Annotated in this window: 23 protein-coding genes; 20 read left to right on the top strand and 3 right to left on the bottom strand. The window is 31.2% G+C overall.

The window, feature by feature from the left end:
* Window positions 1-21: 21 nt before the first annotated feature.
* Window positions 22-510 carry a hypothetical protein gene (locus tag FHK87_RS19925; protein ID WP_140595770.1) on the top strand — a complete coding sequence of 163 codons (489 nt, stop codon included), beginning with the start codon at window positions 22-24 and terminating at the stop codon, window positions 508-510.
* A 21-nt stretch (window positions 511-531) separates the two neighbouring features.
* Here the strand turns inward: FHK87_RS19925 and FHK87_RS19920 are convergent, their stop codons facing one another.
* Together FHK87_RS19920 and FHK87_RS19915 are read right to left on the bottom strand one after the other, a co-directional pair.
* Entirely contained in the window at window positions 532-894 is a 363-nt protein-coding gene (locus FHK87_RS19920) for an antibiotic biosynthesis monooxygenase family protein (RefSeq protein WP_140595768.1), read from the bottom strand.
* A 5-nt stretch (window positions 895-899) separates the two neighbouring features.
* On the bottom strand, window positions 900-1,886 hold the full coding sequence (locus FHK87_RS19915) for an alpha/beta hydrolase (protein WP_140595765.1): 987 nt from the start codon (window positions 1,884-1,886) through the stop codon (window positions 900-902).
* 90 nt (window positions 1,887-1,976) lie between these two features.
* Between FHK87_RS19915 and FHK87_RS19910 the strand changes: the two genes are divergently transcribed.
* From FHK87_RS19910 to FHK87_RS19830, 18 genes are all read left to right on the top strand, one after another.
* Window positions 1,977-2,675, top strand: coding sequence for an ArsR/SmtB family transcription factor (locus FHK87_RS19910; protein ID WP_226294333.1), 699 nt, complete (start codon window positions 1,977-1,979; stop codon window positions 2,673-2,675).
* 165 nt (window positions 2,676-2,840) lie between these two features.
* Entirely contained in the window at window positions 2,841-3,284 is a 444-nt protein-coding gene (locus tag FHK87_RS19905) for a GNAT family N-acetyltransferase (RefSeq protein WP_140595762.1), read from the top strand.
* 255 nt (window positions 3,285-3,539) lie between these two features.
* A complete protein-coding gene (locus FHK87_RS19900; protein WP_140595759.1) occupies window positions 3,540-4,607 on the top strand; it encodes a helix-turn-helix domain-containing protein in 1,068 nt (355 codons plus the stop codon).
* 59 nt (window positions 4,608-4,666) lie between these two features.
* Entirely contained in the window at window positions 4,667-5,827 is a 1,161-nt protein-coding gene (locus FHK87_RS19895) for an NAD-dependent epimerase/dehydratase family protein (protein WP_140595756.1), read from the top strand.
* A 401-nt stretch (window positions 5,828-6,228) separates the two neighbouring features.
* Window positions 6,229-7,740 (top strand): S41 family peptidase, encoded by a 1,512-nt coding sequence (locus tag FHK87_RS19890; RefSeq protein WP_140595752.1) that lies wholly within the window; start codon window positions 6,229-6,231, stop codon window positions 7,738-7,740.
* Window positions 7,741-7,932: 192 nt separating this feature from the next.
* Complete coding sequence (locus FHK87_RS19885) at window positions 7,933-8,541, top strand: hypothetical protein (protein ID WP_140595749.1); 609 nt, start codon at window positions 7,933-7,935, stop codon at window positions 8,539-8,541.
* A 49-nt stretch (window positions 8,542-8,590) separates the two neighbouring features.
* The gene (locus FHK87_RS19880; protein ID WP_140595746.1) at window positions 8,591-9,322 is read left to right on the top strand and encodes a YqjF family protein; all 732 of its coding nucleotides are present in this window, start codon (window positions 8,591-8,593) and stop codon (window positions 9,320-9,322) included.
* 133 nt (window positions 9,323-9,455) lie between these two features.
* Window positions 9,456-10,130 carry a M24 family metallopeptidase gene (locus FHK87_RS19875; RefSeq protein ID WP_140595743.1) on the top strand — a complete coding sequence of 225 codons (675 nt, stop codon included), beginning with the start codon at window positions 9,456-9,458 and terminating at the stop codon, window positions 10,128-10,130.
* Window positions 10,131-10,448: 318 nt separating this feature from the next.
* Window positions 10,449-11,141, top strand: a complete 693-nt coding sequence (locus tag FHK87_RS19870; RefSeq protein ID WP_140595739.1) for a hypothetical protein — start codon at window positions 10,449-10,451, stop codon at window positions 11,139-11,141.
* A 28-nt stretch (window positions 11,142-11,169) separates the two neighbouring features.
* Window positions 11,170-12,285, top strand: coding sequence for an AraC family transcriptional regulator (locus FHK87_RS19865; protein WP_140595734.1), 1,116 nt, complete (start codon window positions 11,170-11,172; stop codon window positions 12,283-12,285).
* Window positions 12,285-13,124 carry a DUF2911 domain-containing protein gene (locus tag FHK87_RS19860; protein WP_140595731.1) on the top strand — a complete coding sequence of 280 codons (840 nt, stop codon included), beginning with the start codon at window positions 12,285-12,287 and terminating at the stop codon, window positions 13,122-13,124. The genes FHK87_RS19865 and FHK87_RS19860 overlap by 1 nt, the downstream gene beginning before the upstream one ends.
* 194 nt (window positions 13,125-13,318) lie before the next feature.
* Window positions 13,319-13,987, top strand: a complete 669-nt coding sequence (locus FHK87_RS19855) for a class I SAM-dependent methyltransferase (RefSeq protein ID WP_140595726.1) — start codon at window positions 13,319-13,321, stop codon at window positions 13,985-13,987.
* A gap of 52 nt (window positions 13,988-14,039) precedes the next feature.
* Window positions 14,040-15,398 carry an OmpA family protein gene (locus FHK87_RS19850; protein ID WP_140595721.1) on the top strand — a complete coding sequence of 453 codons (1,359 nt, stop codon included), beginning with the start codon at window positions 14,040-14,042 and terminating at the stop codon, window positions 15,396-15,398.
* A gap of 62 nt (window positions 15,399-15,460) precedes the next feature.
* On the top strand, window positions 15,461-16,309 hold the full coding sequence (locus FHK87_RS19845) for a helix-turn-helix domain-containing protein (protein WP_140595717.1): 849 nt from the start codon (window positions 15,461-15,463) through the stop codon (window positions 16,307-16,309).
* Window positions 16,310-16,378: 69 nt separating this feature from the next.
* The gene (locus tag FHK87_RS19840; RefSeq protein ID WP_140595713.1) at window positions 16,379-17,101 is read left to right on the top strand and encodes a metallophosphoesterase family protein; all 723 of its coding nucleotides are present in this window, start codon (window positions 16,379-16,381) and stop codon (window positions 17,099-17,101) included.
* Complete coding sequence (locus FHK87_RS26630) at window positions 17,091-17,297, top strand: DUF7220 family protein (protein WP_449371677.1); 207 nt, start codon at window positions 17,091-17,093, stop codon at window positions 17,295-17,297. Before FHK87_RS19840 ends, FHK87_RS26630 begins: the two co-directional genes overlap by 11 nt.
* Window positions 17,298-17,477: 180 nt before the next feature.
* Window positions 17,478-18,914, top strand: a complete 1,437-nt coding sequence (locus tag FHK87_RS19835; protein ID WP_140595710.1) for a glycoside hydrolase family 47 protein — start codon at window positions 17,478-17,480, stop codon at window positions 18,912-18,914.
* A gap of 28 nt (window positions 18,915-18,942) precedes the next feature.
* Window positions 18,943-20,070: a serine hydrolase domain-containing protein gene (locus tag FHK87_RS19830; RefSeq protein ID WP_140595706.1), complete on the top strand. Its 1,128-nt coding sequence runs from the start codon at window positions 18,943-18,945 to the stop codon at window positions 20,068-20,070.
* A gap of 75 nt (window positions 20,071-20,145) precedes the next feature.
* Here the strand turns inward: FHK87_RS19830 and FHK87_RS19825 are convergent, their stop codons facing one another.
* Window positions 20,146-21,582 carry a hypothetical protein gene (locus tag FHK87_RS19825; protein ID WP_140595703.1) on the bottom strand — a complete coding sequence of 479 codons (1,437 nt, stop codon included), beginning with the start codon at window positions 21,580-21,582 and terminating at the stop codon, window positions 20,146-20,148.
* A 528-nt stretch (window positions 21,583-22,110) separates the two neighbouring features.
* Between FHK87_RS19825 and FHK87_RS19820 the strand changes: the two genes are divergently transcribed.
* Window positions 22,111-22,530, top strand: coding sequence for an HYC_CC_PP family protein (locus FHK87_RS19820; protein ID WP_140595700.1), 420 nt, complete (start codon window positions 22,111-22,113; stop codon window positions 22,528-22,530).
* Window positions 22,531-22,538: the final 8 nt, after the last annotated feature.

Below are 22,538 nucleotides of genomic sequence, written 5' to 3'. Positions count from 1 at the left end.
CTGCATAAATCATTTACATTAATGAAAACTGATAACAATCAAACCCATAATGAAAATAATAAAACAATTACTTTTAAAAAACATGCTTATGTATCAACCGGGGTGTTGTCAATTATTATTTTTTGGATTTCATTTTTCTCAATGATTATAGGAACAAAAATGTATTTAAAAAATTGGTATGTTGTTTTATTTTGCTTCATTTTCTTCTTCACTTTTTCAATTTTTATATCTCACTATACCCTTTACTACCTAGTTATAAATCAAAAAGAAATTATTATTAAAAATTTATGTTTCTTTTGGATAAAAAAAACATACCAAATAGAAAATATAGAATCTATTTCAAAAACTTTGAAAAGAAAAGGAAGAGGAGGTTTTTATGGGATTGTGATTTATTTAAAAAAACCTCTTGAAGGGTATACTTATTACATGAATTCTTTTAAACCTAATTTTTGGAAAAATATAGAGGAGGAACTAAATAAAGCGAATATTAAATTTGAAAATAGAAGCTAGTCATTTTTAACATCAATTATATTATTTCTTGCTATGAATTGACTTGCTATCAGACGGAGCTTCTTTTCTGTTGCGTATTCCATAATCTCTTACAACATGAGCAACTCTTAAATTATAGTCTTCAAAAATATATGCTCTCCCTTTTGTTTGTGCAGTTCGATGCATGTCTATATTTCTCCATTCTTTTATAGCTTCTTCATTTTTCCAAAAAGATAAAGACAAGATTTTTTCTGGTTGAGAAATACTTTGAAACCTTTCGATAGAAATAAAACCTTTTATTTTTTCTAGCTCAGACTTCAAACCTGAAGCGATATCCAGATATTCATTTTTATAATTACTCTTAGGAATCACTTCAAAAATTACAGCAATAGATTGGCTATTCATTTTTATTATAGTTTTAGAAAATTCAATGTTTCATTGTATAGTTGGGAGCGACTTTTTTCAAGATGAAGTACATGTGTACCTTTTTTGATAACAATATATTTTTTGAAAGGTACATTTTTTATTTTCTCAAAAGCTTTGCTTGCTTCTTCTTCATTTAATACAGTATCCCATTCTCCACGGATTAATAAAGTAGAATTCTTTAGTTTTGATGGGTCAAAAAAACATTTTCCATTCCAACAATCATATAAATCCTTTTGCCAAGCAGATGGATATCGAACCGAAGCCGGATTTCTTTTGGTAGTGGTAGTATCGCTTTTCTGCCAAGCGATTTTCCATGTTGTAAATATTTCTTGTTCCAACGTCATTTGCTCTCCCTTAGGAATTTGGTTTGTGAATTCTTGCACCCTTTGTTTGGGTGTTTTATCAGTATAGAGTGTAGTAGGTTTGCTCCATGATGTTGGGCCTGTCCTTTGAATAAAAGGTGCAAATAATATCAACTTATTAATTTTTTCAGAATATATTGTTGCATAATATCCAGAAACAGTAGCTCCCCAAGAGTGACCAATAAGTTGAATCCTATTAATTTGAAGCTTTTTTAAGATAAAATCTACTGCAATATCAATATCTTGTATGATATCTCTTCCGCCACTATTATTGGCAAATTCAATACCTTTGTTGGACATGTAATCGTATCGATCAGACTTACCATATCCCAAAAAATCCAGAGCAAAAACATCATACCCGGCTTCAGAGAGTTGATCTGCCCAAGAAATTTCATTCATCCGAAATCCTGAAGCCAATGCTGATGGAAATGAAGCTCCGTGAATGAACAAGACCGCTTTATGTAAGCGATTAGATTTTGGTTTCTGATATGTGATATTTAACATTTTTCCTTTGATTCTACTATTAATCCTTATATCCTGTTGCGCCTTGATAACAAATGGCTTGATAATTATTGTTAAGAGTAAAAATGGTAAGCGTAATGTTCTCATATTTTATTTTTTTCAAAAATATGAGGAGAATACTCAAGACAGTTCAGTATAAAATGAACTATGAAATAGGATTACATCTATCTTTGTAATATGGAAATAGAAAATCAATTTTCGAAAATAGCATCCCTCATCGGAGACAAAACTCGTTCTATAATGTTATGGTATTTACTAGATGAAAAAGCATATACCGCAACAGAATTAGCTGTTGCAGCTAATATTTCAAGACAGTCAGCAAGCAATCATTTGTCTAAACTTATAGAAGCGAATATCGTATCTGTTGAAAAACAAGGACGACACCGATATTTTCAATTGGCGAATGAGCAAGTTGCCCAAGTGATTGAATCTATGGCAAGTTTAATTCCTGATCAAAAAATAGAAGTTAAGAAGAATGCCGAGGCACAAAAACTTGCTTTTGCCAGAACATGTTATGATCATCTAGCTGGTAACATTTCCATTCAAATTACAAATTCTTTATTGGAGCAAAAAATTATTGTCTTAAAAGATGATTCTTTTGAGGTTACAGATTTTGGTATAGATTGGTATAGAGAGTTGGGTATTGATATTAATAGTTTGAAAAATAAAAAACGGTCATTTGCCCACAAATGTTTGGACTGGACAGAAAGAAAGCATCATATTGCTGGTGCTTTAGGATCAGCAATGCTAGAAAAATTTTTGGAGAAAGATTGGATGAGAAAAAAACAAAATTCACGCGAAATAGTAATCACTACTCTAGGAGAAATAAAACTACTCAATGAATTAAAATTAATGATAAATAACACGGAATACTAAGTGCTATAACATTTTAAAAAATAATAAGATCAAAAAATACACCTTTCATTTTACCAATGAACGAATTAAAACCCAGTAAAATTTAAAAAACTACTACTTTTATATTTTATTTTTTAGGTGATAGGATGCGACCTGTTACTTTATTATTGATGATAGCATAAGAGAATGAAACAAAAAATAGACATAATCAATACGTCAGAGTATATAGAAGTAGTAAATGTTTGGGAAGCTTCTGTGAGAGCGACACATGACTTTTTAAAAGAAGAAGATATCGAATATTTTAAACCTTTAATTTTAAATACTTACTTGGATGCAGTCGAATTGAGATGCATTAGAAATGATACTAAAAAAATAGTAGGGTTTGTTGGTGTTGCAGAACAAAATTTAGAAATGCTCTTTATTTATCCGGATTATAGAGGACAAAAAATAGGGACATCATTATTAGATTATTCGATAGAGCACCTAAATGTGAGAAAGGTTGATGTAAATGAACAAAATGAGCAAGCAGTTGGATTTTACAAACATTATGGATTCGAGGTGATTAGTCGTTCTGAATTAGATGCCTCAGGAAAACCTTATCCTACGTTGCATATGGAATTAAAAAAGTGAAAACACATAATAAATAGTCTTAACTTTATTCTATATGTCTAAGTAATACTTGTTACAGAAATAAGCTTAATACAGATGATATAATTCTGTATTACGATTCATTTAATTTTTTTTAATAATATAATTTATCGATCATTAGTTTTTGTAGTTTTATTCTGTAACTAAAGAAAAAGTAAGTGATTATAAATACCTATCAATGTTTAACCAAATAAGAAGTGTTATTTTTCTGTTTAGATAAATTTCGTAGTAAGAAAAATGTCAAATAAACTATTAATCGTATCGGGTATTGGAGCAATTCAATGCGTTTTATTCATATTATTACTTTTAATCAAGAAAGGCAAAAAAATATCTGATATAATCTTAATGTGTTGGTTTTTTGTGTTTTTTGCACATCTTATGATTTTTATAAATAAAGAGTTGATTGCTGATAATTTAGCGACAACATTTATAAGAACCATAGGTTTTTTACATGGACCTTTATTTTATTTATATGCTAAATCATTATTCAATCTAAACTTTAATCGAATAGATTCGCTACATTTTTTACCATTTTCTTTCTTTACGGTTTTTAGTTTTTTTATTCCATCAGATATCGAATTATTTTGGAAAATTACAATTTTGATCACCAAATTAATCTCTGTTATTTTTTATACCGTTTACATACTGTTTTTGTATCATAGAAAACGTAATCAACAAAAAAATAGAAAACTTGCGAATAGAATCCACGAGCTTTCCTGGATAAGAATCATTGCTATTTTATTTTTGATTAGTATAGGGGTTAGTATTGTTAGACTTACAGTAGAGCGTATTGTGGGGGTTTCATATTTTGAAATTTGGGATTTATTACGATATATTATTCTAGTCACCGTTATTGGATTTTATGGATTAAAATATGGGATGGTTTATAAACCTGAAATACCCTATGAATCAATAGAAGATGACAAAAAATACAAGCATAGTCCACTCAAAAATGATGAAATAAAAGGATTATTAAACACCATTGATAATTTTTTTAAAGAAAATCAGATGTATCTAAAACCAGAATTTTCTCTTGATATGCTAGCCACATCTATCAAAGTTCCTAAGCATCATCTTTCTCAAGTTATCAATTCAGAAATGAAAACGACATTCTATGATCTAGTAAATACAAAAAGAATAGAATATGCAATGCTCAAAATAAAAGAGGCACATAATCTAAATATAACACTCGAGGGAATTGGCTATGAATGCGGCTTTAATTCTAAGTCTGCCTTCTTTCGCAACTTTAAGAAAAAAACAGGGAAAACACCGGGTCAGTATCAAAAAGAAATTAGTACTGATTAATTAAGCGCTTCTTTTGCTACTATTTTAATCTTTTCTTTTGCTCAAAAACATAAACCATCATGAACAAAAGAGATTTTATTAAAACTATAGGAGCCGGTACAGCATTCACACTTTTAAATCCAATAGAAGCTTTAGGCTTTACAGATTCCATAAAAAAGACCAATGGTAAAAAAGTACTAATTCTTGGCGGAAGAGGGTTTATAGGACCCACTATTGTGCAATCATTTTTGGATAATGGTTATGAGGTTACTTTGTTAAACCGAAATAAAACAAATACACATCTTTTTAAAGAATTACCATTGATCATCTGTGATCGAGAAAAAGAGAACAAAGCAGGATTGCGGGCAATAGATAAAAAATATAAAAATACGTATTGGGATGTAGTAGTAGATACATGGCAAAAATCATCAAAAGCTGTATCAGATTTTTTAGAGGAGTTTAAAGGTAATTTTGGGCATTATCACTACATATCTACAATCGCCGTTTATGACGATTGGAATAAAAAATTTATTAATGAAAATGAGGCTTTAAATCCTTTACCTAAACTTCCGAAATCAATAGCCGAAGGAATGCAACATCGTTATGCAATTCGCAAAACATTTGCAGAAGAAGCCATACAAGAACAAATAACTAACTATACGATATATCGATCGCACGGAATGAGGGATTTTAGAAGTGCTAATACTATTGATGTCGTAGACGAACCTTTCTGGCCGGTACGTTTTTATAGAGGAGGCGAAATTTTACTGCCTAATGTCAAAAATCATCATATGCAGGTTCTTGATGTCAAAAGTATGGTAGATTTTATTATACATTGTTCTAATAAGAAAACGTATGGAGCATTTAATATTGCTTGCCAACCCACAAGATTTAAAGATTATGTGTCTAGTTTGATACACGCCACCCAAAAACCCGAAAAATTGCATTGGATTGATGGAGAGTTTTTAATCGAAAACGGATTAATACCGTATAAAGTTGTTCCTTTTTGGCGACCAAAACCTATAGCAATGTATTATTTTAATGTTCAAAAAGCCATTGAAGCCGGTTTTGTACATAGGCCGCTGGTCGATATGATAAAAGATCAAATAGAGGGATACAAATACAGATATCCAAAAGACGATGTCAAGTTTGGAAAACAAGCAGATGGTAGTGTGAAATGCTATTCTTTGGATAAAGAAAAAGAGATCATACAAAAATGGCTTGCTCACCAAAAACAATAGGTTTTTAATTTTTTTTGATTTCTCGCAATAGTTCTTCAAGTTTTGGATGCTATAATCTATAACACTCTATATGATAGAATCAAATCCTAAGTGCTGCCTGTCAAATTTGATAAATAGATGTCTTACTACCATTGTAAGGCTTCAGGCGATAAATTCGACATGTCTAATTAAACGATGGTTAGGACTTCAATATCTAAATTAGCAAAGTTTTTGTGTGATATATAAAAAACGTTTATCAATACTATAGGTATTCATTGATAACTTAAAGATTCTTTTATATTTGCCATAATACGAAGATCTTGGATTGGATAATTTTATATAATTAGCACAATCTGTGTGTATCTTGGTAACATTTTGACCACTTAATCAACTTTGTTAATTATTAGAATAAACGATACTGAATGACAAAAACTGTAACCACTTTCATTTTTATGGTTTCATCTTTAATTGTCTTTGGACAAAATATAGACGGAGCTTTTTCTCAGAAGAAAATGAAAAAGGATTTGAAAATTTTTAAAGAAATTAGATTAAAAGCAAACTCTGGACTTTATAAATATCGAACAGAACAGCAAATAGACAGCATATACAATTGGGCAGAAAATAAAATTCTGGAATCGTCAACATATCTTGATTTTTATAATATTATTTGTCAGTTAACTGATTTTGAGGGGAGTCTACATAATGAAACAACCTTGCCAGAGAAGTATTTTAGAAAACTAAAAGAAGAAAACTATGGTTATTTTCCATATCCTATAAAATGGATTGAAGGTAAATGGGTTATCAATTATCAAACAGAAAAAATTCCACTTGGTTCAGAGATTCTAGAAATTAATGGAGTTCCTGTTTCTCAAGTGATTCCTAATTTATATAAGTATTACACAACTGATGGACAGAATATAACAGGAAAAAAAGTTGGAATTAGAAAATATTTTTCTGAGTACTATAGACTTCATTATGGACAAATAGAAGAATTCAATGTTATTTATAAAACAAGAGATTCTGAGATAAAGAAAAATATAATTTTAAAAAGCGTAAGCTATTCTAACTATTATAAAAACTTTGAGGGTAGATATTCAAAGCCCTATGATCAAACATATTATATTGATCTAAAAGAAAATGAAAAATACACATATAAAAAATTAGATAATTCAACAGGTATTTTAACGATTAACACCTTTAGTATGGGGAATGAAAATACCACAGAACATAAGAATTATGTTACTTTTCTTGATAGTATCTTCACCAAAATCAAAACAGAAAACTTAAAAAATCTAATTGTTGATGTTCGGATAAATAGTGGTGGGACAGACCCCAATGATGTGATCACCTATTCATACTTAACTTCTAGAGATTTTCAAGAGAGCAAACAGGCTTGGATTAGTTTTAGTAAAATCCCTCTTTTAAAATATTTTGATATTTCGGTTCCTAGTTTCTTAAGACCACTTGGTGTAGGAAAGTTTAATAGGCATTTTCAAAATAGATTTCCGATTAAAAAGAATGAAAAATACTTTATAGGAAAGAAAGAAAGTGAGATGGAAGTTAGAAAGCCTAATAAAAATACTTTTACAGGTGAAATTTATCTTTTGACGAGTCCAGAAGTAGCTTCAGCAGGCAGCTTGTTTGCATCAATGGTAGCAGGAAATAAAAATACCACTGTAATCGGCGAAGAAACAATGGGAGGGTATTACGGACATAATGGTCATACTTCTTTTGGTTATGTGCTCCCAAAATCAAAGATAATTACAGATTTCTCAATTGATAATATAGAACAAGACGTTCCAAAAAAATCTAATCAACTTTATGGTAGAGGTATTATTCCTGATCATATCGTTTCTCAAAATTATGACGACTTTTTAAACCAAAAAGACACTCAAATGAAGTTTACATTAGAGCTCATAGATAACGAAAAATAAAAGGACTAAATGAAGGTATGTGTAGTTTACATCACTCTGCAGTCAATTTTTTGAGGAATTTATTTTATCAATCATTAGTTTTTGTAGCTTTACTTTTGTATTAATATAAACGAATGTAAATACTAAAAAAGGGGTATGTACATATGGTTTTGTGGAGGATTAAAAAATAGATTACAATAAAATATGGGAGGAATGCTTCATCCTACATCAAAAGGAATAATTGATGGACGAATAATAGGTTTGAATAATTCTATTCATATTACCTCATATATTTTGAATAACGGAAGGGAAAATTTAAAAGTTCCCGATTACTACTCATCTCCTGGCGTTGAATATTATATTGGATTTGGTACTGGATATGAACTGGGACAAAAAATAAGAAAACTATTAGAACAAGATACGAGTAGTAAGATGCTCTTAAATGAGAAAATAAAATGCCTTACATTTTTATTAGAAAAACAAGAAATATGTAGAGAAGATGTGACGCAGTCATTTTTGGATAATATCAAATATTGGGATGAATTTGATATCCCTTTGAACATCATTAATGAAATAAAAATACTATTAGAAGAAAACAAAATTCAAAGATCAGTTGATAAACTATTTTCTTATTTCAAAGATAATTTTAGATTAAAACCTTTAATGCAATTTTATGAGGTTCGTAACCAACTAAAAAAAATTAGAGAACAGAAAAAGAAAAATAAAGAATATCTTATTTCCGAAAGATTAGAAAAGATAAAAGCTGAGATGTATTACTGGATAGACGGGAATAAACAAAAAATAACAAACAACAATTTGTAAAAATTTACTAAAACGCATTTTATACAAAATGTTATAGTCTATTAAAGAAATGACAATTCGTGAAATATTAAATACGACAGAACACAGGCCTTGGAATATTCCGGCTGATAGTTGGAAATTTTATCAGGAATGGAATAGAGCCATATTTCTTCATTATCAAGTTGACTTAAATGAGTTAGAAAAATTCATTCCCAACGGATTAGAAATTGACCTCATTGATGGCAAACCTTGGGTTTCAGTTGTTGCCTTCACAATGGAAAAAATAAGACCAAAAAACGTACCTTATTTTCCACCAATATCTAACTTCGACGAAATAAATATTAGGACTTATGTTACATCCAATAATAAATCAGGAGTTTATTTTTTGAGCATCGAAGGAGGAAAAAGTTTATCCTGTAAAATCGCAAAAACCATTTCAGAACTTCCATATAGGTTTTCTAAAATTAAAAGAACGAATCAAAAATATGAATCCAAAAATTCAGAGTTTAATGATGCATTGAACATTGAGTTTACTATTGGACAGGAATTGACCCAAAAAACATCATTAGACAAATGGTTGACAGAAAGATATGCACTTTTTCAAGATACAGCCAAATCCATCAATGAGTTTGAAATACATCATTTAGAATGGCCAATTAATGAAATACATTTAGATAAGCTAGAGTTAAATTATCCAAGGTTTGAAAAATTAATAAGCGAAAAACCGAATAAAATTCACTATTCTGAAGGAGTAAAAGTATTGGCTTGGGATAAAATAAGTAAAGAAAAAACAGATGTGTAATCGTAATTGCAGTGGATGCGATTACCTATTCATTTATTCAGAATTATAACAGAAGTGCTTAACTGAAAAACAGTAACTTTAACATCATAACTGTTGTTATACATCACTCAAACACTTATGAGACAAAAATTAAATGGACGTGATCAAATCAAAACTGATTAAAGTAGAACAAATAGCGATTCAATTATTTGATGAGGTAGAAAAGAGAAACTTAATTGTTGGTGGCAAAGATGAAGAGACACTAAATAAAGAGATATTCTTACTGGCAAAAGAACTATTCGGTATTGAAAAACACTGGCATAAAAGGATCGTAAGATGTGGAGAGAATACATTGTATCCATACAAAGAAAACCCTCCGAATAGGAATATTCAGAAAGATGATATATTGTTTTTTGATTTCGGACCAATCATCGAAAATTGGGAAGCAGATTTAGGACGAACATATGTATTAGGTAATGATCCGTTAAAACTGAAACTCAAAAATGATATAGAAATAGCTTGGCAAGAAACCAAAAAATGGTTTGAGCAGCAGACGACATTAAAAGCTTCAGAATTATTTGAATTTGCAGAGCATAAAGCAATCGAATACGGTTGGGAGTTCGGGGGCGAAATTGCAGGGCATTTGATAGGAGAGTTTCCGCATGAAAGCCTGGAGCCTGGTAATTATGGACTGTATATTCATCCCGAAAATCAAAATGATATTTTTGAATTAGATGATAATGGTCAAAAAAGAAATTGGATTTTAGAGATGCACTTTGTTGATAGAACAAATAAAATAGGGGCGTTTTATGAACAATTATTGACCTAGAAAAATAAAAATCCAACAATCTATACTTATAATTTGATATCAAATTAAGAAAGAGACATTCAAAAACGATTGTTTTTTATTAGTATAATTTATGACCATGTTCAGTTTGTTTTTCGAACCTCAGTTGTGTAACTGAGGTTTCAAACAACATATTACGATGTATAAAAACTGTCATGTATCAAATACACTTCATACACGTTAGCCCTTTATAATTAGGTACATGTACGGTATGCGTACGTTTCTCAGGTGCAAAAAATTGGTAGAACAAAAAGCTTCTTATTCTTTTGCAACAGTTAAACATTTAATTTCAATTTTAATATGAGAATTTTAATCCTAACAGTATATGCCTTGTCACTTTTGTGTACATCTATTACTGCACAAGAAAATGTAAAAACCTATACACTTAAAAGAGGAGAAGTACTTGATATACTTTTACTTTCTACAGTATCTAATTCAGAAACACTTTTTGATAAGTATAAAAAAACAGCTTTTCCTGTAGCGTTCGAATATAGTTATAAACCTTTGCCTGGTTTTGCAATTCGTAAACGTGTTTTTGGGAGTGCATCGCCAAGCACTTTTATTTTTGGAAAATGGGATAATAAATCAAAAAGAGAAGGCTTCTTGAATAATATCGCAAAACGGGTACCTGATTTTCATCAACAACGTAATGACTTATTTCCTCATTTTGAATTGGTATATTATGAGATGTCAAAAGACACCAAGTTTTCAATACACAAAGATCAACATACGGTCGTAACCACACTTTGGCAAAAAGACAAAAATGATTTTGAAACGCTTTTTTCGCAATGGAAAAAAGATATCGTACAATCAGGAGGTAAAGTAGTGCTTCAGCTTAAAGACGGATATTCACCAATAGGATATGAGTATAATCCTGATGTTTTGGTTATTGCAGAGTGGGAGGATGAAATTGCTTTTCAGAAATTTAAAAAAGAATATCCTTTAGAACGTTTTACAGCATTACAGGATATCCATCAATTTGTTTTAAATTAACTTACTGATCACAATAAAGTTTATCTCAATGCAAACTATACTTAATCAACTCGTATATTTTGGGTTTCTTCAGAGCCTTCTGCTACTTGTTATCTATCTATTTTCTCCAAGAAAAAGAAGACATATCAATGGGTATATGGCTTTTTTGATCCTTACTCTTTTTATAGGGTTGGCAGGTAAGGTATTGTATTCTGCCGGGGTATGGGATCAAAATTTTAGATTGATTTCTTTATCAGAAATATCAGCACTATTATTTGGTCCTACCCTTTATTTATTTTCACGATCGGTGTTAGAGAGAAAATCATATTCACACGAAGATTTATTACACTACGTGCCAGCACTATTTTATTGTGGATTTGTCCTTTTTTACTTTGTGTTACCTTCTGATACTACAATTAGTGAACGTATTGTTACAGGAGAATTAATGCGTGCAATCTATACGTGTCATGCTATCGGTTTAATTGTTAATGTAGGGTATTGGATATTAAGTTACCAGATATTTTCTACATTTCATAAACAAGTACAAAATGAGCTTTCTTATGTTTTACAAACACGTTTTATGGTTAATTTTTTATGGGTAGTAGGAGGGTGTCTTTTAATATGGGTAACATTTTTGATCATCAGTTTTATTGGAGCTGAAATGCTAGAGCGTAAGGCCCGACCATATATCTGGATTGTATTGACTCTCATTATTCTTTTTATAACTTATTACAGTATGATCTCTCCGCAGGTATTGCGTATTGCAGAAAATGTTGTATCACAAAAATACAAGCAATCAAAATTAAGCATTTCAGATCTAGAGCGCTTAAAAAAAGAGTTGGATCAACTCATGATAGATAAAAAACCGTATCTCAATCATAAATTATTAAAGGCAGAACTAGCAGAAATGCTAGGGGTAAGTAATCCTGAATTAGCCCGCTTACTTAATGAAAATATAGGAATGAATTTTTTTGAATATGTAAACTATTATCGAGTTAAAGAGTTTGTAAACCTTGCGCAGTCTAGTCGAGCAGAACAGCTTACCTTTTTTGGATTAGCACAAGAAGCAGGGTTTAATTCAAAAACCACTTTTAATAAATCATTTAAACAACTGATGGGGACTTCGCCTTCAGCATACTTTAAACAACATCAATCCTTATCTTAATGAAAACGAATAGTATTACCTTATATATTTTTTTGATCACTGCAACTGTATTTGGACAGTTAAAAACGCCTTCTCTAAGTGTTACCGGGTCTCTAGACCAAACTGTTGGATTAACAAAGATTAAAGTCGATTATTCACGCCCTAATGTAAAGGGACGAAAAGTCTTTGCCAAAGATGGGCTATTACCTTATGGCGAAATATGGCGAGTAGGTGCAAATGCAGCTACAAAAATTACATTTTCAGACGATATAAGTATCATGGGCAATGCTCTAAAAAAAGGAGAATACACCATTCTTGTGGTTCCGCAAGCTGATTCCTGGTCGCTACACTGGTATACATATGAAAGTACGAATTGGAATACTTATGTACCCAAAACTCCCTTGTTGACTTTACAATTACCAGTAGAAAAAAAACAAAAATTATTGGAAACGATGGAGATTCGTATTACAGATATCACATTTGATCAGGCAACAATAGCTATCGAATGGGAAAAAGTTAGGATTAGCATCCCGATAGAGGTTAAGACTAAAGAAAAGACACTGGCCTCTATCAAAAATACAATGAATGGTCCAAGTACAAGTGAATATTTTAGAGCTGCATTATACTTACATGAATCTAAGATTGATATACCTAAGGCACTAGAATACATACAAAAAGTTACTGCGTCTGACAAAGCCCTATTTTTTCAAGTAACTCGAGAAGCTTTAATTTTAAAAGACTTACGACAATATCAAAAAGCTGTTACGGTGGCAAAAAGAGGACTGGATTTGTCTAAAAAAGCAAAGAATAAGGATTTTATAAAACTCAACACGGATCTAATTAAAGAGTTAGATAAATAAATTATGGTTTTTTAATCATTCATCAATGATTAGATATAGACAATAATAAAGGGATATTAAATACAAAAAGGGTCACAAAAGAGACGAAATCTCATTACATTTATACCAATCATGTAAGTATATATTATTTTACATGATTGGTAATTATGTTTATGAACTCATCCTAAGTTCAATAAAAATATCCGTATAGAAAAATGAGTACAGTCGAAATATTTGAAGATCAAAGAGCCTCTAATTACAATGAATTTGTTCAAACCTGGATTCCTAATTATGATTATTTTTTAGATAAACTACCTTTACTTCTCAAAGAAACCGAAAACAAAAACCTTCTTGTTGCAGGGTGTGGAACAGGTAATGAGATCGAGAGATTTGTAAGTTCAGAAAAAGATTGGAAAATGACGGGGGTTGACCCATCGCCAGATATGATACGTCAAGCGCAACGCAAACTTGAAGATTATGAAAATGTAAATCTGATAGAAGGATTAGTAAGTGATGTAGACGAATCTCAAAAATTTGGTGCAGCAACATTATTATTAGTGTTACATTTTATGAAAGATAGTGGTGCAAAATTGAATTTACTTAAAGATATTGCCAAAAGATTAGAAAGTAATGCTCCACTCGTGATTCTTGATATTACAGGTGATAAAACACAAATCAAAGAGAATTTAAGTGTATTAAAACGATTTTTACCCGATCATTTAAGTAAAGAGGATATTGATAATCGATTATATCGAATTGAAAATAAATTACATGCAGTGTCAGAAGAAAGATTGATTGAATTATTTGTAGAAGCTGGTTTTGAAAAACCATTAAGGTTCTTTCAAACATCAATTTATATGGGGTGGATAGCAAACAAAAAATAGTATAAAATTTTTGAATCAAATCATACTAAAACATCACTAACAAAAAATATCAATGAAATTAAAAGACCTTTTAATAAGTATACTGTGTCTATGCTTTATCAATTCTATATTTGCTTCGGATCATACCTTTTCTGATAATATAAATACTCAGAATGTATCGATCAAGATACTAACAAAAGATATTAAATCAGGTCAATCTTTTTATGTAAAAGTAAGTGGTGCTGACAAAATGAAAGAAACTGCCTGGTTGGGTATTTTTAAACCAAATTTAAATCCTAAAAATGCTTCTGGTTATGAATCCTATGTATATCTAAAAGATCAAAAATCAAATGGATCAGAAATGACCGCCCCGATACAAACGGGAGAATATGAAATACGATTATATGATGCAGACCCGGGAAACTTTGTTATGTCTGTAAAATTTAATGTCGCTACAGTAAGTCCAGATCAGTATAAGATTACTGTACTCACAGATCAAATCAAAACAGCTCAAACCTTTAAAGTAAATATAACAACAACATATAAGATGAGCGCTCAATCCTGGTTAGGAATATTCAAAGCAAATCATGATCCTTCAGCAGCATCGGGATATTTATCATATAAATACATATTACAAGAGTATGGCGAAGATGTTACATTAACAGCACCAAGTGAATCTGGAGATTATGAACTAAAATTTTATTCTGCCGATCCCGGGATACTTATAGATCAAGTGCCTTTGCGAATAGGGCAACCTAACCTGCCCGGTATTGCATTCAACTTAAATAAGACATCTTATGACCCGGGAGAAGAAATTATTGTTAATTATGTTGGACATCAAGATTTGACAGAAAGCTCTTGGATAGGAGTATTTAAAGACACCAATGAAAAAAAATACAATAAGTATCTTGACTATCACTATCTGAAACCAAAAACTAAAGGACAGCTGATTTTTCAAGCACCATCGATAAAAGGTAAATATAATGTCAGAATGTTTTATGCAGAGACTGGACCTGAATTATTAACACCGGTTTCATTTGCAGTAACATCCTCTCTAGACGATACGACAATCAAAAAAACATTGAACGAAAAAGGAAAAGTCATTCTTTATGGAATATACTTTGATACGGATAGAAGTGATGTTAAAAAAGAGTCGTATCCATTACTTCAAGAAATCGCAAAGATGCTTACCTCTGATTCATCAATAAAAATCCAAATAGAAGGGCATACAGATTCGCAAGGTGATAATGCCTACAATCAAAATTTATCTCAAAAAAGAGCTGAGGCAGTTTTGGCAATATTGAGCTCACAATATAATGTAAACAAAGCCCAGTTAAAAGCCAAAGGATTTGGAGAAACCAAACCTATTGGGGATAATAATACCGCTAGTGGCAGGGCTAAAAATAGAAGAGTAGAATTAAAAAAAATCTGAAAAGGAGCGGTGAAATGTAGTTGAATAAAATTTTATTTATAAATTACAGTTTCTGATGCTGTATGGTAAAACTTGAAGAAATATCAACAAAACCTTCATTTTCTAATCAGTTAGAAAATAAGATGTTATATTCTAATCATTCTAATGATATTTCTATATCGTATACTTCTACATACACATTAAAATATGTTATAGAAGGGATAAAGCATTATAACTATAATAATGAGAATATTGAGGTTTCAAAAAATCAATATTTGATTCTGAATAACAGTAAAATTACTACAGAAGCAAAAAAAGGAACTAAAGGATTATCATTCTTTTTATCATCAGAACTCCTCAATGAGATTCTGAATTATCATACAACTAGTACCACTTCTTTTGAATTTATTGAAGCGACCCAAAAACAATCAAACAATAAAGTAAGATTGTTTCTTGAACAGATTACTTATCTATATGAGAACGATCGAATGACTTTACAACAACAAATAGAAGATCTGTTTATTAAATTATCAGAATTAATTGTTCAGGAACAGAATGCTATAGACAATAAATTTACAAGACTTAAAATAGTTAAACACGATACAAAAAGAGATTTGTATAGATCAATACTTAAAGCAGAAGAATATTTGCAGGATAATCTTGCAAGAGATATTTCTCTCGAAATACTAAGCAAAGATATAGGGATAAGCAAATATTATTTACATCGATTATTTACAGAAATCCATGGTGATACGCCTCTTAAGTATTTAACGGGAATTCGTTTGCAAAAAGCAAAAAATAAACTCAGATACTCGACAGCATCTATTTTTGAGACTGCCATTGCATGTGGTTTTGACAATACTTCTTATTTTTCTAATATATTTAAAGCACACACAGGTGTTTCTCCTTCGCAATTCAGAAAAGCCTTCTAAAAAATCAGCAAGATTCTATAAATCAATATAAAGGTGTCGGATTATTTTTGTGCTACCTAAGAGTAAAAAATGATCGAAAGAATAGCCCATATTACAGACTTACATTTAGACGAATCATTTCCTTTTAATGATCAGATATCTGCCAGAAAGAGGTTTGATGCGGTTTTAAAAAGTATAGAAAGAGAAAATATTACTCAGATTGTTTGTACAGGTGATATTGGAGAAAATGATGGAGTTCAATACTTTTTTGAGAAAATTAAAACTAAAGATATATCCATTGCTTTAGGTAATCATGATACATTCAATCAAATGTCTACATATTATACGATTGGGGTAAATCATGATTCAAAGAAAATATATAGCAGTATCGTCAAAACGTATTATAAATATATTTATTTAGACTCTTCAGCAGGGAGTATAGATGATAAACAATTGTTTTGGCTTAAAGAAGAGTTGATTTCAAGCAAACCCATTATCATTTTTGTTCATCACCCAATTATTGGCCTCAACCTAAAAGTTGATGAAATTGGAAAACTTGAAAATAGAGATCAGGTCATTGCGATCTTAAAAACAGTCAAGAATACAATTACGATTTATTGTGGACACTATCATCTAGAGAGTACTTTGAATGAAGAGAATATTACTCAATATATCACTCCAGCAGTAAGTTTTCAAATTAAAAAAGATGTCAATACAATAGAGATAGAAACTACTGTTTCTGGCTATAGAATTATTGAAATAACAAAAGATAGTATCACTTCACAAGTAAAATACATTACTTATGCAAACTAAAAAACAGTCCTTAATAGAAAGCTTGCTTAATGTAACTATCGGTTTTTGTATCACGATGATTTCACTACATTTTATTTTTCCGCTGTTGGGGATTGAAAACCATTCAGGAAAAAACTTGGTTGTCACCATTTATTTAACCCTTTTGAGCATTCTTAGAAATTATATTTTAAGACGTTATTTTAATAAAAAAAACTAACTGTGTATTATCATGCATTGAGACAAGTATTTTGTACTATAGACATTTGGTTGTATAGGATGTTTCTGTTATTGAGGTAAGAAGTAATTGGGACAATTGTAACGTATTGAATATAAAATTAATTACATTTATATTTATAAGTTACATACAAGTAAAAACCTAATTATTTTAAGAGTATATATGAAACGTCAAATTGTATCTGTATTAGTAATTGTTTTATTGGTTTGTTGTGGTAAATCTCATAAGGATGATAAGGTCAAAGAATCAAACGTTGAAGAATCAAAAGCATTTGCGTATACGGCAGAACAGGTGAAATTTGAAATGATACGATCCTGGAATGCTTACAAAGAATATGCATGGGGATATGATGTTCTTTTACCACTTTCAAAATCCGGGTATAATTGGTATGATACTTCTCTTGGGATTTCTCCTTTTGATGCTTACAGTACACTAGCCGTTATGGGACTTGATAAAGAAGCAAAAGAAATTGAAGAGTATGCAGTTTCCAAAAATTGGGATCAAGATGTTTTTGTACAGGTTTTTGAAGTAAATATTAGAATTCTAGGAGGCTTATTAGCAATTTATGACGATACAAAAAATCCCAAGATCTTAGAAAAGGCCATAGATTTTGGTGACCGATTGCTCCCGGCTTTTGATTCTCCTACAGGGATCCCTTATCACTCGGTTAATCTTAGAACAGGCAAAACTGCGGGTAATTTGGGAGAAGGTAAAGGAAATATTGTAAATACAGCACAAGCAGCAACATATCTCTTCGAATTTGGTGTTCTTAGCTACTATTCAAAAGACAGTAAATATTATCAGGCAGCCAAAAAGGCTACTTTAGCAATATTCAACAGAAAGTCTGAGATTGGTTTGCCTGGCGATTTTATAGATATAGAGACAGGGGAGTGGACAAATGATTGGTCTTACTTGCAAGCCGGTATGGACTCGTATTACGAATATTTGTTTAAAAGTAACGTACTTTTTCCTGATCCTGAAATAGAAAAAATCTGGAACTATAGTCTGGAACGAATTAATCAATATTATAGTGAAGACTATAATGACAAGCGATTTTATACCTGTGTTAATATGCATACCGGCGAGATCGTAAAAAGATCGATTTCTCTGTATGATGCCTTTTTTCCTGCAGTACAAGCATTACATGGAGATATAGAAAATGCTAAAAAAAATATGGCTACATGGGATTGGTTGTGGGATAAATACGGACTTTTACCAACACGATACATGTATGAAAAAGATTCTATTGAATATGCAAATTCTGAATTAAATCCTGAAATAATAGAGTCAGCTTATTATTTGAATCAAATTACCGGAGAGCAACAATATAAAGATATGATCAGTAAATACTGGAAAGATATAAAACTGTGTTGTCAAAATGAAGTAGCATTCAATGCCGTAGAAGATGTACGCACTAAGAAACCCAGAGATTATTTAGCAACTTATTTTTATGCAGAAACCTTAAAATACTTTTATGTGGCTGCTGTTGATAAAAGTGTCTTTAATTTTGATGATTATATTTTTAATACAGAAGCACATCCTTTTAAGAAAGATAACTTTGATAAAGAAAAAGTCGCTATATATCTAGGAATACAATAGGTATGATGATCACATAAACTGACAAATAATGAAAAACGCTCTCTATTATTCTTTTAAGTTATTACCGTTATTATTGCTATGCTTTTTAATACTAACAAGTTGTAATGACAATCCACAATCCACAACTACTAATAATAAGGCATATGAAGACATAGACACAATGGTAGCTTCTATTAAAGAGGATTTTGAAATTGTGGGACTTAATTATGCCATTCTTATAAATGGAAAATTAGTACATAAAAATACTATGGGAATTGCTAATATAGAACAACAAGTCCCAATGACAATTGATAAATTATTTGCTGTCGCTTCAATTTCTAAATTATTCAGTTCAACAGCATTACATGTTTTATTAAAAAGTAAGGGCAGAAATGTAAATGAAACTGTAGGTGATTTTTTGCCGGATCAGAATCTACCCGAATCGTGGAAAAAACTTACGCTAAAACAATTATTATCGCACACATCGGGCATACCGGATCAAATAGACTATCAGATTTATTTGGCGCCAGAGAGTGATGATTTTGTAATAAAGCAACTTTATGACAAACCTTTTTCTTCAGAACCGGGCGAAAAAAATAAATACAATGCTACTGGTTTTTTACTCATTCGTATGATTATTGAAGAATTATCAGGTCAAAATTTTGAAGTACACATGCAAGAAAAATATTTTAATGAATTTAATCTTACAAAAGCAAACTATGCCGGATTTAAACAGATAGTTTCTGATAGAGTAACAAGCTACAGAAAGGTAGAAGAAAGATTTGAGTTATTTCCATTGTCATATGCTCCACCTATGTATGCAGCGGCAGGACTCAATATAGATATAGGGGAATTAACAGTATGGTTTCAAGAAGTACTAAACGAAAGTATGCTCAGTCAAAGTGAATTGATCGATATTTGGACACCAGTCAAACTGAACAATGGAAAAAATGGGGCATTTGGATTAGGTTGGGATACCTATTCTTTAAAAAAGGGATGGTTTGCCACGGGACATGGAGGAGCAGGTATATCATCATTAAGACATTATTGGAATGCAAAATCATCAAAAACAGTAACCGTTATTTTGTTAACCAACGGAGCAAGTAATTGGATCGAGATGCCAGATGATATTAATTTGAAAATTGCCATGCGAGTACTGCCCGAAATCTCAGAATAAAATAACACGCACAATTCGATTACTGTTTGATTAGATACGATTCTAATAGGATTATTTAGAATTCAAAATATCTCTTTACGTAGTTCTGCTGGTTCGCTCAATTGATTCTTTAATACTAAGATTAGTACTCGAAGCATAAGACTCTGAATTGTTTTCTTCTAACCTTTTATACATATCAGGGTCAACTTCTTTTAGTTCTTGCATGTCTTCATAATTTTTTCCGAGGCTTGTAGCCATAAGATATGTCAAAAGTGCAGCAGAGAACATAGGATTTCCTCTAATTCTTGATAGCGGTTTGGCAAACATCAATCGGTTTGGTAAAAATCTAGCTGCTTTTCCATACAGGGTATCTTTTGGAAACATACGATCCATAGCCCACATAGTTCGTTCTCTTCTCTTGCCTGTATTGTACATCGCAAATGTAGCCAATGCTACACCTAACCCAGGAGCTATATTATCCTGAGCAAAATCTACTACAGCACGTCCCCCATGAGTTACAGCTCCCATAAGACCCGGGTCTAGACTATTATAATGTGCATATGCATTGCTGAGACTATTTCCTATTTGATGATATTTTGCATGACTAAACCCTTTGGGATCTTGATAGAAACGTATAGGTTGCATGATTTGTTCTTTACGTTGAGAGAGATAATGACTAATAAAATCAGGATGCTGCATTATAGTCCAAAGATGTGAAGGATGCACTCTATCTAGAGTAGTTTCCCCTATTTTATCACCAATTCCACTTGCAAAACCTGCTGTAGCGTTCAGAACAGGAGAGGCTAACATTGCTGCTACATCAATCCCTGCATTAAAAGCATATTTCTGAAACATCCATCTATAGCTATCGTCAGAGTGATGATCTAATTTAAAATTATCTCGGCTTATGTCTAACATGCTATTTCCTATATAATGCATTCCACTATCAATTCGGTCAGAAGCAAATCGTTTTGCTCCTCCTGCAAATTCTAAAGCAGAGGTATGCGCATTTTGTAAATGAGGCATCATCCATGGATATCGAGAGGCAAACTGTTCTTGCATAGGGACCATACTTTGCATAACATGTTGCATAGGGTTATAAGGCATTCCAGTGTCAGGATTGGTAATGCTTTTCATCATGGTATCCCAGTGCGTACTCGGAGGTACTGTCATAGCTTGTCTTATCGTGGCTCTCATACTGTCTAAAGGAGTAGTAAAAGAGGGAGTACCCCAAGAGGAAGATCCGGATTGAGACTCAGGAACACCATCCTTTGTGAACTGAATAGGAGACGAACGTTTTGAGAATCTTTGTATAGAAACTTGATTAGAAATTTTAGGTCGATTATCTTCAAATTGTACAGATGTATGAATAGCACTATTATCCGCTAGTTTTTGTAGTTTTTTCATCTGTAGCGTTACTGGTCTATGATCAGTAAATCCAAAAACAGATCCATTATTATCTTGTTTCTGAGAGACAGTAGCATGCAAAGATTGTTTTTTTTCTTTTTGCGCCTTGTGAATATAATTGGGCATAAAGGTTTAGGTTTTAAGGATATTCAATATTCTTTACATCTAATTTCAGAAATATAACGACATGAAAATTCCGGAAAACCATAATTGATTATTTTTTTAGAGAAAAGTCAAAAAAATACTCAAATTTTAATCCTAGTGATTACTGTTTTAGACGTTACATATCACTTTTGTCTATCAAACCACAATAATTGTAATAGAAACTTCTGATTTTATACATCAACTTACAAATGAAGTGGGTAAACCAACAAATCTATTATAATGCCCTGGTAACTTAAGTACCTAAACTTAGAAACGTACCGGGTTCTTTAACAAATGAAGTACCCTTATTAACAATTCTACTAAAAGCTTTAACAAATTTAGTGGGGCATCTTACTATCGAAGTACGGGGGGGGTACTTCTGAAGTACCCCCCTTTGAAAAAATTGAGAGTATTTTGAATAGGTTTTTAATAAGAATAGCGGTTATAATGTGTCGATAAAAAAGAAAAAACAGGAAGAGTTTTTAATTTTTTGTAATTTTATGCTTTAGTATGTTAGAAAAAGTACGGAAAATAGGATCATTATTATTAGCACTTATGGTGTTGACTTCGACAATGTCGTTCACAGTGAATATGCATTATTGTGGTGATACATTGGTAGACACAGTACTTTTTAAAGAAGCAAAGAGATGTGGTATGGAAGTTCAGAAACCAAATCCATCTTCTAATGCTTGTAAAATAACCCAAAAAAGCTGTTGTAGTGATCAAACTCTTATTATAGAAGGACAAAATGAATTAAAAGTAACATTTCATGATCTATCCTTTGAACAACAACTTTTTATTTCTTCTTACATCTATTCATATATCAACTTATTTGAAGGGTTAGAACAAAATATCATTCCCTTTCAAGATTACCCACCTCCTTTACTCACAAGAGATATCCTGATTCTCGATCAGACATTTTTGATTTGATATTTAAC

The organism is Aquimarina algicola (genome assembly GCF_006443095.1).
GTDB lineage: Bacteria > Bacteroidota > Bacteroidia > Flavobacteriales > Flavobacteriaceae > Aquimarina > Aquimarina algicola.
The sequence above is the reverse complement of the archived record's forward strand: the minus strand, read 5'-3'. Positions and strand labels throughout refer to the sequence as shown.

Excerpts from the sequence above, each read along its gene's own strand:
- FHK87_RS19925 (WP_140595770.1), top strand. The coding sequence starts at position 22 with ATGAAAACTGATAACAATCAAACCCATAATGAAAATAATAAAACAATT.
- FHK87_RS19920 (WP_140595768.1), bottom strand. The coding sequence starts at position 894 with ATGAATAGCCAATCTATTGCTGTAATTTTTGAAGTGATTCCTAAGAGT.
- FHK87_RS19915 (WP_140595765.1), bottom strand. The coding sequence starts at position 1,886 with ATGAGAACATTACGCTTACCATTTTTACTCTTAACAATAATTATCAAG.
- FHK87_RS19910 (WP_226294333.1), top strand. The coding sequence starts at position 1,977 with ATGGAAATAGAAAATCAATTTTCGAAAATAGCATCCCTCATCGGAGAC.
- FHK87_RS19905 (WP_140595762.1), top strand. The coding sequence starts at position 2,841 with ATGAAACAAAAAATAGACATAATCAATACGTCAGAGTATATAGAAGTA.
- FHK87_RS19900 (WP_140595759.1), top strand. The coding sequence starts at position 3,540 with ATGTCAAATAAACTATTAATCGTATCGGGTATTGGAGCAATTCAATGC.
- FHK87_RS19895 (WP_140595756.1), top strand. The coding sequence starts at position 4,667 with ATGAACAAAAGAGATTTTATTAAAACTATAGGAGCCGGTACAGCATTC.
- FHK87_RS19890 (WP_140595752.1), top strand. The coding sequence starts at position 6,229 with ATGACAAAAACTGTAACCACTTTCATTTTTATGGTTTCATCTTTAATT.
- FHK87_RS19885 (WP_140595749.1), top strand. The coding sequence starts at position 7,933 with ATGCTTCATCCTACATCAAAAGGAATAATTGATGGACGAATAATAGGT.
- FHK87_RS19880 (WP_140595746.1), top strand. The coding sequence starts at position 8,591 with ATGACAATTCGTGAAATATTAAATACGACAGAACACAGGCCTTGGAAT.
- FHK87_RS19875 (WP_140595743.1), top strand. The coding sequence starts at position 9,456 with ATGGACGTGATCAAATCAAAACTGATTAAAGTAGAACAAATAGCGATT.
- FHK87_RS19870 (WP_140595739.1), top strand. The coding sequence starts at position 10,449 with ATGAGAATTTTAATCCTAACAGTATATGCCTTGTCACTTTTGTGTACA.
- FHK87_RS19865 (WP_140595734.1), top strand. The coding sequence starts at position 11,170 with ATGCAAACTATACTTAATCAACTCGTATATTTTGGGTTTCTTCAGAGC.
- FHK87_RS19860 (WP_140595731.1), top strand. The coding sequence starts at position 12,285 with ATGAAAACGAATAGTATTACCTTATATATTTTTTTGATCACTGCAACT.
- FHK87_RS19855 (WP_140595726.1), top strand. The coding sequence starts at position 13,319 with ATGAGTACAGTCGAAATATTTGAAGATCAAAGAGCCTCTAATTACAAT.
- FHK87_RS19850 (WP_140595721.1), top strand. The coding sequence starts at position 14,040 with ATGAAATTAAAAGACCTTTTAATAAGTATACTGTGTCTATGCTTTATC.
- FHK87_RS19845 (WP_140595717.1), top strand. The coding sequence starts at position 15,461 with ATGGTAAAACTTGAAGAAATATCAACAAAACCTTCATTTTCTAATCAG.
- FHK87_RS19840 (WP_140595713.1), top strand. The coding sequence starts at position 16,379 with ATGATCGAAAGAATAGCCCATATTACAGACTTACATTTAGACGAATCA.
- FHK87_RS26630 (WP_449371677.1), top strand. The coding sequence starts at position 17,091 with ATGCAAACTAAAAAACAGTCCTTAATAGAAAGCTTGCTTAATGTAACT.
- FHK87_RS19835 (WP_140595710.1), top strand. The coding sequence starts at position 17,478 with ATGAAACGTCAAATTGTATCTGTATTAGTAATTGTTTTATTGGTTTGT.
- FHK87_RS19830 (WP_140595706.1), top strand. The coding sequence starts at position 18,943 with ATGAAAAACGCTCTCTATTATTCTTTTAAGTTATTACCGTTATTATTG.
- FHK87_RS19825 (WP_140595703.1), bottom strand. The coding sequence starts at position 21,582 with ATGCCCAATTATATTCACAAGGCGCAAAAAGAAAAAAAACAATCTTTG.
- FHK87_RS19820 (WP_140595700.1), top strand. The coding sequence starts at position 22,111 with ATGTTAGAAAAAGTACGGAAAATAGGATCATTATTATTAGCACTTATG.